The following is a 16,935-nucleotide window of genomic DNA, read 5'->3' as shown; positions in this document are numbered from 1 at the left end:
AAGTGAAAACGTTTTTGCGGTCCCGGCATCGGATCGGAATCGTGATGGTTTTGTTGTTTCTGTTCGGCACGGCCATGCATGGCTACGCATTACCCAAAACGCCGGGCGAGAACGCTTCCGTAACGAAGGATGACGCACTGCCTCAAGCGGTCGAAGCCGATCTCAAAGGCGACAGCGGGGGTAAGTCAGCGGGTAGCGGTGAGCCCTTTTATTCCGAAGTGCTTGAGCAGTGGAAGCAAAAGGGAATCTCTGCGGAGCACGGTCAAATAACGGTCCAAGGACCGGCGTACTCCGGGAAATCGGAGAACGCGAATACGACGGTTGGATCTTACGAAAACAAAGACAACGTGCTCGTATGGGGAGCGAAATCCGACGAATGGATTGAATATGATATCAATGTCGAACAGGAAGGCTTATATGCGATCGACATTTCCTATCATCCATTCATCGGAGAAAAATACCGCAAGCCGATCACGCTGAATCTTATGTTCGATCAGACAAGCCCCTATTTGGAATCCAGATCGGTTCAACTGTACCGTAAATGGCAGGACGAAATGCCGCCTAAGAAGGATCAATACGGCGATGAAATCCGCCCGCCTTCACAGGATGTCAGCGACTGGATGAGCGCCCAGCTGCGGGATTCGGGAGGCACTTACGAAAGTCCGCTGCTGTGGCATTTAACGGCTGGCAAGCATGTGCTGCGGCTGTCGGGCAGCGATCCGCTTGCCATCGAGTCAATCAAGCTGCAAGCCCCGGACCCAATCGACGATTATAAAACCGTCGCAAGCAAGCGGACAGGGAAAGCGGCGGCCGTATCCGGCGATCCGGTCGAGATCGAGGCGGAGAAGGCGGCCTGGAAGAACGATTCTTCCATCTCGCTTTCTTACGATAACGACGTCGCCTCCACCCCTTACGAAAGAGGGAAAGTAATCTATAACGCAATTAACGGGGAGCGCTGGTCGACAGGCAATCAAGAAGTGTCATGGACCTTCGACGTTCCGGAAAACGGCTTGTATAAAATCGCGATGCGCTTCCAGCAATCCTATTCATCGAACCGTTCGACATTCAGGGCCATTTCCGTCAACGGGCAAGTGCCGTTCTCAGAAATGAAAGCTTACCGGTTTCCTTACGCGACCGGCTGGCAAGGAACTACGCTCCAGAACGAGAATGGCGAGCCGTATGAATTCGAGCTGAAGAAGGGTACGAACACGCTGACAATGCGCGTAACACAAGCTCCTCTGAAGCCGATTATGGTCGATTTGGACAATATTATATCCGGACTGAAGGATCGGGTGCTTGATATCGGCGCGCTCACCGGCGGAGCCGTGGACCCGAACCGGACGTGGAACATCGAACGCGATTTGCCCGATTTTGTAACCCAATTCCGCGGCCTTTACGATCGGCTCCGCGAAGTTGAGGAACGTCTAGTGTCCGTGAACGGCAGATCGGATGCCCTGACGCAGGGGATGGCGACCGTCGAGAAGGATATGCAGGAGCTTCTGGGCAACATCAACCATATTGCTTATGAAGCCGACAAGCTGACGAGCATGCAGGGCAAGCTCGCCGATTATTTGCAGCAGCTAAGCACGCAGCCTCTGCAGCTCGACCGTTTGTACATCGTCCCGTCAAACGAAGATGTTCCGAAGATGGAGGCAAGCTTTTTCCAGGAGTTTAAAGGAGGCTTATTCGACTTTCTGTATACCTTTAAGCCCAAGGCTAAGCTGGGCAACGGGGATAAAGGAGAACTGAACGTTTGGGTGCAGCGGGGAAGGGATTACGTCAATCTGATTCAGCAGCTGGCCGATGAAATGTTTACCCCGGAATCGGGGATCAAGGTCAAAGTGAATCTGCTGCCGAGCTCAGACCAGCTCGTTCTCATGAATGCAGCCGGAATTGCGCCGGACGTCGCGCTTGGATTATCGCAGGATTTGCCGTTTGAATATGCCGTCAGGGGCGGGTTGTACGACCTGAAGAAATTCCCCGATTTCAATCAAATGTATGAGCGGTTTGCTCCCGGGACATGGATTCCGTTCTATTACAACGGGGGTTATTACGGCGTACCGGAAACGCAAACGTTCGAAATGCTGTACTACCGCAAGGATATCTTGAATCGTTTGGGACTGAAGGTTCCAAATACATGGGATGACGTCTATAAGATGCTTCCAACGCTGCAGCAGAACAACTTGAATTTGCCGCCGGTTTCTAACGCCGCGTTCTTCTATCAGAACGGCGCCGAATTTTTTGAGCAGGACGGATTGAAGACCGCTTTGACAACGCCGAAAGGGTTTCAAGGTTTTAAAGAGTGGACGGATCTGTACAACGTTCATGCGGCGGACCAGCAGTTAGCCAGCTTCTTCCAATCGTTCCGCAGCGGCACTGTCCCAATGGGAATATCCGATATAACCGCATACATTCAGCTGATGGTTGCCGCACCGGAATTGAACGGACTCTGGGGTATAGCTCCGATACCGGGCAAGATGCAGGCAGACGGTACTGTTGCCCGCTGGATGAGCGGCGGCGTCCAAAGCGGCGTCATATTCAAAAACACGAAAATGGCGAACGAAGGCTGGGAATTTCTAAAATGGTGGACATCCGCCAAGGCGCAGGAGAGGTTCGGCAACGATATCGAGATGCTGAACGGACAAGCTTTCCGTTGGAATACCTCCAATATCGAAGCGTTTATGACACTCCCGTGGAAAGCGGAAGATTCGGCCAGCATTCTGGAGCAGTGGAGATGGTTTAAGGAAGTTCCGAACGTCCCCGGCTCCTACTATTTGGCCCGTGAGCTGCAAAACGCATGGAATCGTTCCGTACTGGACGGCATCAATCCCCGAAGCTCGCTGGAGACCGCCGTCAAGGACATCGAGCGGGAGATGACCCGGAAATTACAGGAATTTAAATTCATCGACGCAAACGGCAAAACCGTCAAATCATTAAATTTGCCGGTGGTGACGGAACCTTGGAAAGGAGTGGAGCCGTATGTTAAAAGCGGAATCGAAGCCGATAAACAGCCTTGATGCAACTGCTGCCTATAATACGGCGCGCAAGACGCAGACGCTCCTCAAGATGATTTGGTCCTACCGCATTTCTTATCTATTCATCACGCCATTTATGATCTGCTTTATTCTTTTTATCATGATACCGGTTGTCGCCGCCTTTTGTCTCAGCTTTACGTATTTCAACTCGCTGCAGCCGCCGCGATTTGTCGGATGGGACAATTTCCGGTACATGATTTCACAGGACCTGCTCTTTATCAAATACGCACTGCCCAATACATTCAAATTCTCCGTCATCGTCGGTCCCGGCGGTTATATGGCTGCGTTTTTCCTTGCCTGGCTGATCTCGATCCTGCCGCGAACGTCGCGCAAATGGTTTGCGCTGGCGATGTACTCCCCGTCTCTGACGGGGGGGATCGCGATGGCCATCGTTTGGCAGCCGATGCTCTCCGGGGACCGCATCGGTTATCTGAACAGCTTCCTGCTTAAGCTCGGCTTGATCAGTGATCCGCAATTGTGGGTAACGAGCAAGGAATATTTGATGACCTCGATGATTGTCGTCACCTTGTGGTCCAGCATGGGAATCGGTTTCCTGGCCATGCTGGCCGGTATTCTGAACGTGAACTCCGAGCTGTATGAAGCCGGCAAGCTGGACGGAATCCGAAGCCGCCTGGAGGAAATATGGTACATTACGATTCCGTCGATGAAGCCGCAGATGCTGTTCGGCGCGGTAATGGCTATTGTCGGCACGTTTAAGGCAGGGGGAATCGGCAGCCAGCTTTCCGGCATGAACCCGACGCCGGAATACTCAGGGCATTTGATCGTCAACCATATTAACGATTACGGCTTTATCCGCATGGAACTCGGTTACGCTACGGCTTTATCCGTCTTCCTCTTGCTCTTGATGTATGTAGCCAACAAATTTTGTTGGAGTTTGTTCGGAACGAAGGAGGATGAATGATGAAAACGACGTCAGCGATTCGGATTTCATGGCTTTGGAAGAGAAAATCAAAGCCGTTCCGACTGACTCCAACGGAAAAGATATCGGCGTTACTGCTCATTCTTCTCAGTATTTTTATGCTGATGCCGCTCGTGTACATTTTTAATAACGCCCTCAAGCCTTACCAGGAGCTGTTCACCTATCCTCCGACGCTGTGGGTGCGAAATCCATCGATGCAAAATTTCATCGAATTGTGGGCGATTACGAAAAACTCGGCGATTCCGATGTCCCGATATATTTTCAACAGCGTGTTCGTGGCCATTCTGACTGTCGTGCTCGTCACGGGTGTAAGCGCGATGTGCGCATATCCGATCTCCAAGCATAAATTTCCCGGACACCGGATCGTATTCGGTTCTATTCTTGTGACGCTGCTGTTCGCCCCGGAAACGGTCGCGATTCCAAGGTATTTGGTCGTCAGCCATTTGGGCGTCATGGACACTTATTTCGGGCATATTCTCCCAATGGTTGCCGTACCGGTCGGCGTGTTCCTGATGAAGCAGTTTATCGACCAGCTTCCGAATGAATTGCTGGATGCGGCCAAGATGGACGGAGCGAAGGAATTTACCATCTTTCTGAAGATCGTCATTCCGATCTGTATGCCCGCGGTGGCGACGATCAGCATCATCGCCTTTCAGGACGCATGGGGAAATACGGAAACGTCAAGCCTCTTTATGCAGGATGAGACCATGAAGACATTTCCATTCTTTATTTCCACATTGACATCCAATATGGCCAATAATGTGGCAAGGCAAGGTGCAGCAGCTGCAGCCGGGCTGATCATGTTCCTGCCGAATCTTATCATTTTCCTGCTCTTTCAGAGCAAGGTCATCACAACCATGGCTCACTCAGGCATCAAGTGATGCGGAGCAAACGGAGGTCTAAAGCATGAAATATAAACGCGGCGGGCTGTGGTTGTTCCTTTCGCTGATCATCTTGAGCACCGCACTACTTCCACTGACAGCTAAGGCCGACGTCAAGTACGACACGTTCACGAAGAACAGCACCGGGAATCTTGTATGGCTGCAGCCAGCCTACATTCCAATCGATGTCATCGGAGAAGATCTGTATATGACCGATCCGAACGATCCATCGGTGAAGACGGTATCGTCCATGTCTCATCCGAAAGACATTTTTATTGATGACAAAAACCAGATATACATCGCGGATACGGGAAACAACCGGATCGTACAGCTGGACGGCAGCGGCAAACTCGTCCGCTTCATAACCGTTGCGGAAAGTCCGCTCAACAAGCCCGAAGGGGTGTTCGTCACCAAGGAGGGTGAAATTTTCGTCGCCGATACAGGCAACCGGAGAATCGTCAAATTGGATCAGGGCGGAAAGCTCGTCAAGGAATTCATTAAACCGCAATCGCAATTTATTTCCGACACGTTCGTCTTTACACCGGTTAAGCTGATCGTCGACGAGCGCGGATTTCTGTATGTCGCTTCGCAAGGGAGTTATGAGGGACTGCTAGTGCTCGATCCAAACGGCAATCTTCAAGGGTATTTCGGGACAAACCAAACGGTGCTGTCCGCCATGGATGCTTTAAAACGATGGCTGTATACCGAGAAAATGTACGCCAGAGAAGTGCTGAAAAGGCCGGAAACAATCAACAGTCTGGCAAGCGACAACAACGGGTTCATCTACACGGTTACCGGAGGATCGATTTCCAGCAACCAGCTGAAGAAATTGAACTCCCGCGGGGACAACATGCTGCGAAGCTTGCAGGGCTCGTTCGGGGAATACCGTCCGTTCGATACGAGAGGGCTCGCGCCAACGGCCGTCAAGACCCCGCAGCTGATCGATGTTGCAGTCGACAGCGACGGCAATATCGCAGTTGTCGACCAGCAGTTCAAATATATAAGCCATTACGACGGCAATGGAAATTTGCTCTACTTCTGGGGCGGACCGTCCGCTGCGGGCACCTCTCAGATCGGGCTCATGAAAAGCCCGGTTGCGCTCGATTTCAACTCCAAGAATGAATTGTTCGTCCTGGACGATCAGGAAAATATTATTCAGAAATTCCGGATGTCGGAATTTGGGCAGAAGGTTGTTGAAGCAAACAAGCTGACCTTGTCGGGCTTCTATGAGGATAGCGAGAAGCTGTGGCAGGAGGTGCTCCGGCTGAACGCCGATTTCACCCCGGCGATTCAAGGCCTGGCGCAGGCGGCATTCAAAAAGGAGCAGTTCGCCGAAGCGAAAAGGCTGTTTAAAGCTGCGGGAGATCAAGATGGATTTTCCGAATCCTATTGGCAAATCCGGTTGGTGTGGTTCCAGAAAAACTTTTCATGGATCGCCAGTCTTATATTGGTAGGCATTTTCCTCATGGTTGCGATGGAGAAGTGGAGCGTAACGAAGCGGTTAAAGGCCAAGTGGCGCAGCCGGGAACGTTCGCAAAACCCGCTCATTACCCATTTCAAGCATGCGTTCTATATCCTCCGCCATCCGGTCGACGGATTCACCGCCATCCGGTATGAAGGCAAAGGAACGTATTGGAGCGCAGCGATTATTATCGCCGGGACTTATTCCGCCCTCTTGATTCGCGAATACGTCACCAGCTTCTCGTTTCAACTCGTTCATTTTGTCAACGTATACAATGTATTTACTCAGTTTTTCGTCGTGTGGATCATGTGGGTCATTGCGAATTATTTGGTCAGCTCGATCTACCGGGGTGAGGGCAGGTTCCGGGATATCTTTATAGGAAGCGCTTACGCACTTGTTCCATACATCCTGATCGGCATTCCGCTTGCCATGCTGTCGAACGTCATGACCTTATCGGAATCGTCGGTTTACAATTTCATTTCCGAAGGCCTTGTCATTTGGATCGGCCTGCTGATGTTCTGGAATACGCAGTGGATTCACAATTACAGCGTCGGCGAAACGCTCATCAATATTGGGCTGACCCTGGTAACGATGATTGTCATCGGTATTCTTCTCTTTATTACGGTTGGACTTACAAGCGATTTGTTCTCCTTCCTATATGAAATCTTCCAGGAGGTGACTTTGCGATGAAGTGGATCAAATTGCTGCTCACTAAACGGTCTCTGCCCGCCGTAATCGCAGCCGTCCTGATTGTTATTGCCGTTATTCTGATTGCCGCCAATACTCGATTTACTTGGAAAACGACGGTGGATGCGGCGCCGGTGTCGACCGATAACGGCCCTAGTCCCGTTCAAACCGATAAAAATCCCACACTGCCCGATTTGAGCGGCTTCAGCAAGGTTGCGGAGTCGGATGTTCTCCGCCTGAAGATGAATGCCGCAACCGGCCATTTTATTATGGAGGACAAGAGAGACAATGAGGTTTATTATTCCTATCCTGATCCTAAGTATTGGTCGAAGGAAAAGATATCCAAGACCTGGAAACAGCATCTGGCCTCTCCAATTATGATTCAGTACGTCGATTTCTCGGAACCGATCCTGAATCCGAAGGAATTGAGCTTTACCCCTGGCGTCGACCGCATTAAGGACTTGAAGACGATTCCCGGAGGTTTTCAACTGACGTTCGAGCTTCCTGAGGCGGGCTTTACCATACCGGTTCAGGTTACCATCGACGGCGATTACGTAGAGACGAAAATTATTCGGGAAGGCACTAAGGAGAACAAGCTGGGACTCATCTGGGTCAGGCTGTATCCGTTTTTCGGCGCGACCCATACGGATGGACAGGAAGGCTATTTGTTTATCCCGGACGGACCGGGGGCGCTCATCAATTTCAAGGATAACGAGCTGAATGTCAACAAGGTGTACGACGAGAGCGTGTACGGATCGGATATGGTCTATCAGGGACTCGACAACAACCGGAATCCGGTTTCAATGCCAGTCTTCGGAATGAAATCCGGCAATAAAGGGTTTCTTGCCGTCCTGAATGACGGCGAGGCGTATGCCAGCATCGTTGCGTCGCCATCGGGCGTATTCAGCAATTACAACTGGATAACGGCACAGATGAACTTCAGGTCGAGCTTCCTTCAATATACAAGGAAAAATTTCGCAGACTCCGGTTTCGTTGATTTTAACCGGGATGAGCTGTTCGGCGGCGACCGGGTCGTCCGGTACTACATTCTTGACAAGGCGAATTCGGATTATGTCGGGATGGCAGAGCGGTACCGTCAGTATTTAATGGAAGAAAAAGGGCTGAAGAAGATGGATGCCGGAACTTCCGGCGTACCGCTTTACTTGACCGTTGTCGGCGGCGATCAAGAGAAGGGAACCTTGGCCAGCCGGTACATCAAGGGCACAACGACCTCGGAAGCGGAGCAAATGGTGAAAACGCTGCACGAGCTTGGAATTGCGAACATGTCTGTCACGTATACGGGATGGCAGAAGGGGGGCTACAGCGAATACGGGCGAACGCTGCCGGCCGATCCCAGCATCGGCGGCGACGAAGGAATGAAGTCGTTCGTCGACTATGCCCACAGCCTGGGCGTTCCGGTATATCTGGATACAGAATACGCCTTGAACAATACCGGCGCGGGAGGATTTGAGAAGAAATTTGCCGCCGTGACGAATTTGGCCGGTCAAACCATCGATGTACGCATGCCGTACAACGAGGATAATGTTTCTGCGGTAAGCGATAAATTCAATTTGAAATCGGTCGAAGGCGACATGGAAGGTTACAGGAAGCTGGGCATCGACGGCCTTGTCGTGGGCCGCACGGGACAGGAACTGTTCAGCGATTATAATACTAAATACGGATCGTCACGGGATGAAGCGAAGGATGTTCAAGTCGATATCCTGAAAACCATTCAGAGCAAATTGGGCGGCGTGCAGGGCTTAAGGTCGAATTTCTATGCATTGCCTTACGTTCACCATATTCAAAATATGGTATCGGACTATTCTTACGATTTGTTCGCGGACGAGGCGGTACCGTTCGCGCAAATCGCGACGCATGGCTTGATTACGTATTCGTTTGATTATTCGAACAACCGGGATGAGAACGGCAACGGCTTTTTGCGGGAAATCGAATACGGAGCCGTCCCTTCTTTCGTGTTTACCCATGCGGACACAAGCGATTTCCTGAGCGCTTACGGCATCCGTTTCTACAGCACGAAGTTTTCAGACTGGACCTCGTATGCGGCGGAAGAGTATAAACGCTTCAACGAAACGCTTGGCGACGTGCAGGACCAATTCATCGTCGCACACAGGACGCTCGACCACAATGTGAAGGAAACGGAATATGAGCGCGGCAAGCGGATTATCGTCAATTACAATACGGAGCCTTATCGATACGGCGATTTGGAAGTCCCGGCGAAAAACTTCATCCTCTTGGACAAGGAGGCGGCGAAGCCATGAATAAAGCGACAAAACTCAAAGCGGCCATGATGGAATATGTCGAAGGGACGATATTCATAGCTCCCTGGTTTATCGGCTTTCTGATGTTCATGGGCTTTCCGCTCGGATTTTCCCTATACATGAGCTTCCGCAAAGTAAATGTGGTGGCGACGGGGATGACAAGCTCTTACGTCGGGCTGAAGCATTACAAAGATATATTGCTGGAGGACGGCAGCCTGCTGTATAACGATTTGATCCCGTTCCTCCAGAAGACGTTGTTTATGGTTCCAGTTATCGTCATATTCGCTTTGCTGATCGCGATTGTCTTGAACCAGAAATTTGTCGGCCGTTCGCTGTTCCGCGCCATTTTCTTCCTGCCGGTCATTTTGTCCACGGGACAGGTCGTCAGCGAGCTGCTGACGCAGGGCGAAGGCGCCCTCGGCTTTATGTCCAAATTTAACGTGTCCGGACTGATCAGCGGGAACTTGCCAGGGACGTGGGCGAATCCGCTCATATGGATACTTGATTCCTTCGTCTTGATATTATGGTACTCCGGGGTTCAAATTCTGATCTTCCTGGGCGGACGCCAGACGATTTCCAATTCGGCGTATGAGGCGGCGCGTATCGACGGGGCGGGACCGTGGGCGACTTTTTGGAAGATTACGCTTCCGGCGATGACGCCGTTTATTTTCCTGAACATGATCTATACGGTCGTAGACTTGTTCACGTTTCCCACCAACCCGATTATTATGCGGGTGCGCGACAGCGAGTACGGGCAGTTCAGTGCGCTCATCTGGATTTACTTTATTATCATCAGCGTCTTTTTGAGTTTTATTTTCATTCTATTCAGCAGGGCGACGAGATCGCAGCGGATGGCCTCTTAGCGGCCAAAAATGATGAAAGAGGTGAAGCAGGATGGACAAAATGCTGGCCAAGATCGGTTTGCGGACCAAACGCGCGGACATTTCCACGCGTTTGGGACCAAAGCGCACGGAAATGTCCGCTGTTGTAAGTTGGTTAAGCAAGGTCCGGTATTCAATTTTCGGCAGGGAGGCCGACAAAGGGCTCTTATATAAAGTGTTCATCTATCTGATTCTGATTGATGCGGCTTACATTTACTTAAAGCCGGTTCTGCACATGGTCACGACCATGGTTAAGGACGGACCGGATTTGCTGGACCCTTCGGTAAATTGGATTCCGCGGGTTATTTATTTCGGCAATCTTCAGGATGCCTGGGAATGGCTCAAATATCCGAAGGCCTTCGGACTCAGCATGCTGCTGTCCGTTTCCGTGGCATTGCTGCAAACATGCTCCTGCGCGATTGCCGGCTATGCCTTTGCAAGGCTGAAAGTGCCTTTCAAATCGGTTCTGTTTTTCTTTCTGCTGATCACCTTTATCGTGCCGCTCCAATTAACGATTCTGCCGAATCTGGTCTTCGCCAGAGTGCTGGGCGTTTTGGATACGGTAATTCCGATCATTGTTCCCGCCCTGTTCGGGCTTGGGCTTAAAGGCGCGCTGTTCATCATCATTTACCGGCAGTTCTTCTCGACCCAGCCGAAGGAGCTTGAGGAAGCTGCTAGAATCGATGGCGCAAGCGTCTACAAAGTCTTCTTCAGAGTTATGATGCCGCTGGCCAAGCCGGCAATTCTGGTCGTATTCCTGTTTTCCTTCGTTTGGACCTGGAACGACTTCTACTTACCGAGCATGTATTTGGCCAATGCCGGAACGCCTCCGCTCTCGCTTGGCATCTCGCGCATTGCGTCCATGATCCGGGATCAGGCCGAACTTAGCGGACCGTCCATCTTCACCGAGCCGATCAGTATGGCTACAACCTTCCTGATGATCCTGCCGCCGATCGTCCTCTATGTGTTCGCCCAGCGCTGGTTCATTGAGGGTGTGGAAAGAACAGGGCTTGTCGAATAGGAAAAAAGTGGTGAAAATAGCCTACAAATGTGAAATAAACCGCCTACAAGTAAAGCATACATTCGATATACATTTGAACTGATGGCAAGCAGGAAAGGAGTGTGTTACCCATACGGAACGATCAAATGTGTTAGATGAGGGGGAGTGCGAATGACGACCGCTGAACGATCTCTTATCGGGAGTCCGCTTGTAAAGGCTGATGGAATTACGAAAGTATTCGGACACGGCGCTGGCAGCGTACAGGTTTTGAAAGGCGCGAGCCTAACCATTCAGCCGCAGAGTCTTGTGGCGATCAGAGGGAGATCCGGCTCGGGAAAAACGACGCTCATCAATATATTGGGAGCGCTCGACCGGCCTACTGAAGGTAAGGTGCATTTTAAAGATTCGGAAATCGGCGGGCTTACGGAATACAAACGGAATAAGATCCGCCGAACCGATATCGGGCTGATTTTCCAGTCATTTGCCCTTGTGCCGATGATGACGGCATACGAGAATGTCGAGTTTGGTCTTCGCATCGCAGGAATTCCTGCCGCTTGCCATCGCGAATATGCGGAGAGAGCCCTCGAGCTTGTCGGCCTTAAACAGCGGATGAAGCACCGTCCGTTCGAAATGTCGGGAGGCGAGCAGCAGCGTGTCGCGATTGCAAGGGCGATTGCCCACAAGCCTTCACTCATTCTATCGGATGAACCGACGGCGGAGCTTGACAGCAAAATGGGGCTTCAGGTAATGAAGGTGTTCACGGATCTGGTTAAGTACGAGGGATTGACCATTATTTTGACGACACACGACGCAGCAATTATGGAAATAGTGGATCATGTTTATGCATTGGAGGATGGTCGAATTGCCGAGGAGAGGTAAATGGATCCGGATCGTTATCGGCGCATCCGCCGTTATGCTGTTTCTGTCGGGCTGCTCGCTGCTTCCGGCCGAAGAGAAGCAATTGAAGCCGCCGCTCGTCAAACCGGCTAAACAGAATATTGAGACGACGGAAGTGAAAAAGGGCGACATCGTAAAACAGGTTACCGGCGTGGCTACTTTCGTATCGGACAAAATGGACTATTTGTTTTTCAAAGAATCCGGCGGAAGGCTGTCACAGATCAACGTTCAATTGGGCGCCAAGGTGAAGGCGGGTGACGTTCTGGTTTCAACTGAGACGGACGAACTGGAAGCGGAGGTGAAGCTGCAGGAAATCGCCATCGAGAAAATCAAGATCGATCTTCAGCAGGCAAAGTCCGAAAAGGGACAGAACGATCCGTCTGTCAAGACGAAATCGCTCGATCTGGAGAGCGCCCAAATTCAGATGAATCTTCTTAAAAAGCAGCTCGACCATACAAGGCTGGTATCGAATGTCAACGGCATCGTCACTTATATCGAACCGATGGAGCTTGGCGAGCAGGTTGCGGCCTACAAGAAATTGGTGACGATTTCAGACCCTAATGAGAGGAAGCTCCTATATGAAGCTTCAGACCGGAACAATCTTGCCGGTGTTCAAATCAATATGAATGTCAGCGTCAAGCTAAAGGACAAAATCTATCAAGGGAAAGTGGTGCAAATTCCGTCAACGGCGCCGAAAAACGATAACCAAGCGATCGAAGCCCGGAACACTAAATCGATCGTAATCGACGTGCAGGGACTGCCGCCTGGGGTAAACATCGGCGATCAGGCGGACATCACAATCGTGACGGAGAAACGGAGTCAGGTGCTGGTTATACCTAGATCGGGGCTGCGCTCCTATTTGGACCGCGACTATGTGCAGGTGCTGGATGGGGAAAGCCGTAAAGAGATCGATGTGGAGAAAGGAATCGTAACTGATACCGAGGTGGAGATCAGAAAGGGCTTGTCCGCAGGGCAAAAAGTGATTTTGGCTAGTTAGGGGGCTTACGCATTGGCGCTGTTGATTATGATTTTGCGCAAAATGATAAAAAACAAATGGCTGGAGCTCAGCCTGCTGTTCGGCCTCGTCTTAACCGTCGCTTTAACAAGCAGCATGCCGATCTATACGAACGCCATTCTGCAGCGAATGCTAAGTCAGGAGCTGCAGAATTTGCAGACCGGCAGCGGACAGTATCCGGGCACGTATTGGCTGTCTGCCGATAATCCCGGTACTGCAGGCAACGACCCTCAGGACGCCGGATTCTTCACCACGGATGCCTATTTAAGCGAGAAAGCGTCCGGCCGTTTCGGGCTGCCGGTACAGCAGTTCGTTCGGGAGAGATCTACGGTTGTCTACAGCTTTTTGCCGTCTGACACCGAGCGAATGGATGTCAATAAGATTCGCTGGGCGAATTTTACCGCAATCAGTGATGTGGAGAAGCATGTGAAGCTGAAGGACGGCCGGCTTCCGAAGAAAGAGCCGGAAGGCGGCGTATACGAGGCGCTTGTCGTTCCAGACGCGCTGACGGAGTTGAATCTGGTTCTCGGTAACGTCTTTACGATTAAAGACGACAATGTCAAGTCGGAGATCCGCGTCAAGCCTGTCGGTGTGATCGAACCAAGCGATTATTCGGATCTGTTTTGGTACAATTCCACGGTCGGCTACAAAAGCAGCTTCCTGATCGATCTGGATTTGTTCGATAAGTCGTTTACGAAAGGCAATGCGCTGACCGTCAAAGCAAGCTATTGGTACTTTGCCCTCGATTACACGAAAATGACGCTGAGTTCGGCGAAGGATTTCATTGCAGAGAACGGGCGGATTACCGCTCATATGAAAGGGCAGTACGACACGTATTCGAAAAATGCGCCGGCTCTACGGACCCTCAGCCTCTACAAGGAGAAGGAAACGAAGCTCAAGATCCTGCTGTTGTCGCTGAATGTGCCGGTCATGCTGATGCTCGGATTTTACTTGTATATGGTGGCCAACTTGATTACGGACCGCCAGAAGACGGAAATCGCCGTTCTGCGCAGCAGGGGCGCGAGCCGCTTGCAAATCATACTCAGCTATACCATCGAAGGCTTGGTGCTTGGCGTGATTGCGTTTTTCGCCGGTCCGTATGTCGGGGTCATGATCACCAAGGTGCTGGGCGCCTCCAGCGGTTTTTTGGAGTTCGTGCAGCGGGCCAAGCTGCATGCCGAGGTGAACAAGGAAGCGTTCGAATATGCGCTTATCGCCGTGGCAGGATCGCTTGTAATGACGCTGATACCAGTGCTGCTTGCGACCCGTTACTCCATTGTTGCGCATAAGCAGCAGCTGGCACGCATTCAGAAGCAGTCGTTCTGGCACAAGTATTATATCGATTTCATTCTGATCGCAATATCGCTGTACGGCTTGCAAAGCTATGAAACGCGGATGAGCCGGATGCTTTCACTCGGCGCAAATACATCGGATATGTCGATCGATCCGCTCTTGTTTCTCATCCCGGCGTTCTTTGTTTTGGGGCTGGGCTTATGCCTGCTCCGGCTTTATCCTTGGTTCATCCGCTTGATTTATTTGATTGGAAGACGATGGTGGCCGCCGTCGCTCTATTATACGTTAATCCAGGTCGGACGGACGTCGGCTTCGTTCAAGTTCATTATGGTGTTTATGATCATTACGATCGCAACCGGTATTTTCAGCGCGAGCGCAAACCGCACCATTAACAAAAATGTAGCCGACAAAATCGATTACAAGATCGGCGCTGACATCACGATGCAAATTCATTGGGATAATGACGCGCCGCCTATATTATTATCCGGCGGGGCCAATAGCGAAGATGGGGATACGGCTGGGGAGACCGCGTCATCGAATAAGGCGGCTCCACAGAAGACGCAGTACACCGAGCCATCATTCCTGCCGTTTACGCAGATGCCGGACGTGGAGCATGCAGCCAAGGTGTTCATCAAGAAAAACGCCTCCTATTATGCTCCTGCTCCTGCGAAGGGGAAGGACGCAGGCGGTTCGAAGCTGCAGGAACAGGATAAAATCGAATTGATGGGAATCGACACCTATGAGTTTGGCAATGCGGCTTGGCTGAGAGACGGGCTGCTCGACTATTCGTTCAATTCCTATTTAAACCTGCTCGCCTCTGATCCGACTGCTGTTCTAATTTCCAGCTCGATGGCCCGGCAGCATGGCCTGAAACCGGGTGATTTGATCCAAATCGGCTGGTACGGAGCCAATACGGCGGAGTTTATAGTCTACGGAATCGTCGATTATTGGCCGACCTGGAATCCGGGCGCCGGCGGGTCTTCGCAGCCGGCAGCGGAGGATGGAGGGAACGCCGCCAGGGCGGATATCCCGAATCTGGTGATCGGTAATCTCTCTTATATCCAGAGCAGCATCTCCCTTGAGCCGTATGAAGTATGGCTGAAGTTGAAGGCGGGTTCATCCAGCGAGCGTTTCTATCAAGAGATAGCAGGCAAAGGCTACGACATCCTTTCGCTTGCGGATGCGAACCAGGAGCGGATCGCGGCGGTCAACGACCCGTTCCAGCTAGCGATTAACGGTGTCATGACGCTTGATTTCCTGATTTCGATTGTCATTACATTTGTCGGGTTTTTGTTGTACTGGGTGCTTTCCCTGCTCGCTCGGACGCTCCAATTCGGCATTCTCCGGGCGATGGGGATATCGTTTTTCCAATTGCTCGGCATGCTGGTCGCCGAACAGCTGCTCATCTCCGGGGCGGCAATATTACTCGGGGTTTTAACCGGAAATTTGACGAGCCGTCTGTTCGTGAGGCTCTTCGAAATGTCTTTCGATCCGAAGACGCAAATTTTACCGTTCGAAGTGACGTTCAATTCCAGCGACCAGGTTGGGTTATACGTGATCGTGACGGCGATGATGGTGCTTGGAATCGGTATCCTCGGCTTTACCGTGTCCCGGATCCGTATCCATCAGGCCGTTAAGCTGGGGGAGGATTAAGATGATCCGGTGTGAAAATGTAGTGAAAATTTATAAGCAGGCCGAATTGGAAGTAGTCGCTCTGCAGGGGCTCGACCTGCAGGTGGAAGCAGGCGAATTAATGGCGATCATCGGAAACAGCGGCAGCGGAAAATCAACGCTGATGAACGTGCTCGGTGGACTTGACCGGCCAACAGCTGGACAGGTCACCGTAGACGGCAAGGACCTCTTGCAGATAACGGATCAGGAGCTGGTTCAGTATAAGCGGGAAAGCGTCGGCTTCGTCTGGCAGAACAATGCGCGTAATCTCATTCCGTATTTGACAGCGCAGGAAAACGTGGAGCTGCCTATTCTCCTTAAGGGGCGGCGAAAGCGCGAACGCGCACTGGAGCTGCTTGAGGCGGTCGGTTTAAGCCATCGGCGCGGCAACCGGCTCAGCCAGCTTTCCGGCGGTGAACAGCAGCGTGTCGCCATCGCCATTGCGCTGGCGAACCATCCGAAATTGCTGCTCGCGGATGAACCGACGGGGTCGGTCGACTCGAACATGGCCAATCAGATTCTCGATTTGTTCCGGCATTTATCGCATACGCTCGGTCTGACGGTCGTCATTGTCACCCACGATCCGCAGCTTGCTCAAAAGGTGGACCGCGTCGTCGCGATCCGCGACGGCAAAACGTCGTCGGAAATGGTCAGGCGCAAGTCTTATGCGCAAGAGCTGAACGAGCTGGGGAGCGCTGAGGCTGAGGAAGACTCGCATATCGAATACGCTGTACTGGACAGGGCCGGCCGGCTGCAAATTCCCGAAGCCTATTTGGAAGCGATCGGGATGAGCAGCAAGAATAAGATCCGTGTCATGCTGGAAGAAGGGAAAATCGTCTTATCGCCACCCATGCCTTAACGGCGGACCAGGGGGCAGTTTTCATCAATCATGCA

At 51.6% G+C, this 16,935-nt stretch carries 11 protein-coding genes; all 11 read left to right on the top strand.

All coding sequences use genetic code 11. The features are described from left to right. Nucleotides 1-2: 2 nt before the first annotated feature. The 11 genes from ACFPYJ_RS31895 to ACFPYJ_RS31845 all read left to right on the top strand — a co-directional run bounded on the left by ACFPYJ_RS31895 (nucleotide 3) and on the right by ACFPYJ_RS31845 (nucleotide 16,900). Complete coding sequence (locus ACFPYJ_RS31895; protein WP_379192412.1) at nucleotides 3-3,017, top strand: extracellular solute-binding protein; 3,015 nt, start codon at nucleotides 3-5, stop codon at nucleotides 3,015-3,017. After that, entirely contained in the window at nucleotides 2,980-3,957 is a 978-nt protein-coding gene (locus tag ACFPYJ_RS31890) for a carbohydrate ABC transporter permease (RefSeq protein WP_379192410.1), read from the top strand. Before ACFPYJ_RS31895 ends, ACFPYJ_RS31890 begins: the two co-directional genes overlap by 38 nt. Further along, complete coding sequence (locus ACFPYJ_RS31885) at nucleotides 3,957-4,856, top strand: carbohydrate ABC transporter permease (protein WP_379192408.1); 900 nt, start codon at nucleotides 3,957-3,959, stop codon at nucleotides 4,854-4,856. Before ACFPYJ_RS31890 ends, ACFPYJ_RS31885 begins: the two co-directional genes overlap by 1 nt. Before the next feature lie 25 nt (nucleotides 4,857-4,881). Continuing rightward, nucleotides 4,882-7,008 (top strand): YIP1 family protein, encoded by a 2,127-nt coding sequence (locus ACFPYJ_RS31880; protein WP_379192406.1) that lies wholly within the window; start codon nucleotides 4,882-4,884, stop codon nucleotides 7,006-7,008. Beyond that, on the top strand, nucleotides 7,005-9,284 hold the full coding sequence (locus ACFPYJ_RS31875; protein WP_379192404.1) for a DUF5696 domain-containing protein: 2,280 nt from the start codon (nucleotides 7,005-7,007) through the stop codon (nucleotides 9,282-9,284). The genes ACFPYJ_RS31880 and ACFPYJ_RS31875 overlap by 4 nt, the downstream gene beginning before the upstream one ends. Then, complete coding sequence (locus ACFPYJ_RS31870; protein ID WP_379192402.1) at nucleotides 9,281-10,147, top strand: carbohydrate ABC transporter permease; 867 nt, start codon at nucleotides 9,281-9,283, stop codon at nucleotides 10,145-10,147. The genes ACFPYJ_RS31875 and ACFPYJ_RS31870 overlap by 4 nt, the downstream gene beginning before the upstream one ends. 112 nt (nucleotides 10,148-10,259) lie before the next feature. Further along, the gene (locus tag ACFPYJ_RS31865; RefSeq protein WP_379192466.1) at nucleotides 10,260-11,186 is read left to right on the top strand and encodes a carbohydrate ABC transporter permease; all 927 of its coding nucleotides are present in this window, start codon (nucleotides 10,260-10,262) and stop codon (nucleotides 11,184-11,186) included. A 150-nt stretch (nucleotides 11,187-11,336) separates the two neighbouring features. Continuing rightward, entirely contained in the window at nucleotides 11,337-12,044 is a 708-nt protein-coding gene (locus tag ACFPYJ_RS31860) for an ABC transporter ATP-binding protein (RefSeq protein ID WP_379192400.1), read from the top strand. Beyond that, complete coding sequence (locus tag ACFPYJ_RS31855; RefSeq protein ID WP_379192398.1) at nucleotides 12,028-13,059, top strand: efflux RND transporter periplasmic adaptor subunit; 1,032 nt, start codon at nucleotides 12,028-12,030, stop codon at nucleotides 13,057-13,059. The genes ACFPYJ_RS31860 and ACFPYJ_RS31855 overlap by 17 nt, the downstream gene beginning before the upstream one ends. 12 nt (nucleotides 13,060-13,071) lie before the next feature. Continuing rightward, nucleotides 13,072-16,023, top strand: coding sequence for an ABC transporter permease (locus tag ACFPYJ_RS31850; protein ID WP_379192396.1), 2,952 nt, complete (start codon nucleotides 13,072-13,074; stop codon nucleotides 16,021-16,023). Nucleotide 16,024: 1 nt separating this feature from the next. Then, nucleotides 16,025-16,900 (top strand): ABC transporter ATP-binding protein, encoded by an 876-nt coding sequence (locus ACFPYJ_RS31845; RefSeq protein WP_379192394.1) that lies wholly within the window; start codon nucleotides 16,025-16,027, stop codon nucleotides 16,898-16,900. Nucleotides 16,901-16,935: the final 35 nt, after the last annotated feature.

It is taken from the genome of Paenibacillus solisilvae, assembly GCF_042656405.1.
GTDB lineage: Bacteria > Bacillota > Bacilli > Paenibacillales > Paenibacillaceae > Paenibacillus_Z > Paenibacillus_Z solisilvae.
This window is presented reverse-complemented; position numbering and strand designations above follow the sequence as displayed.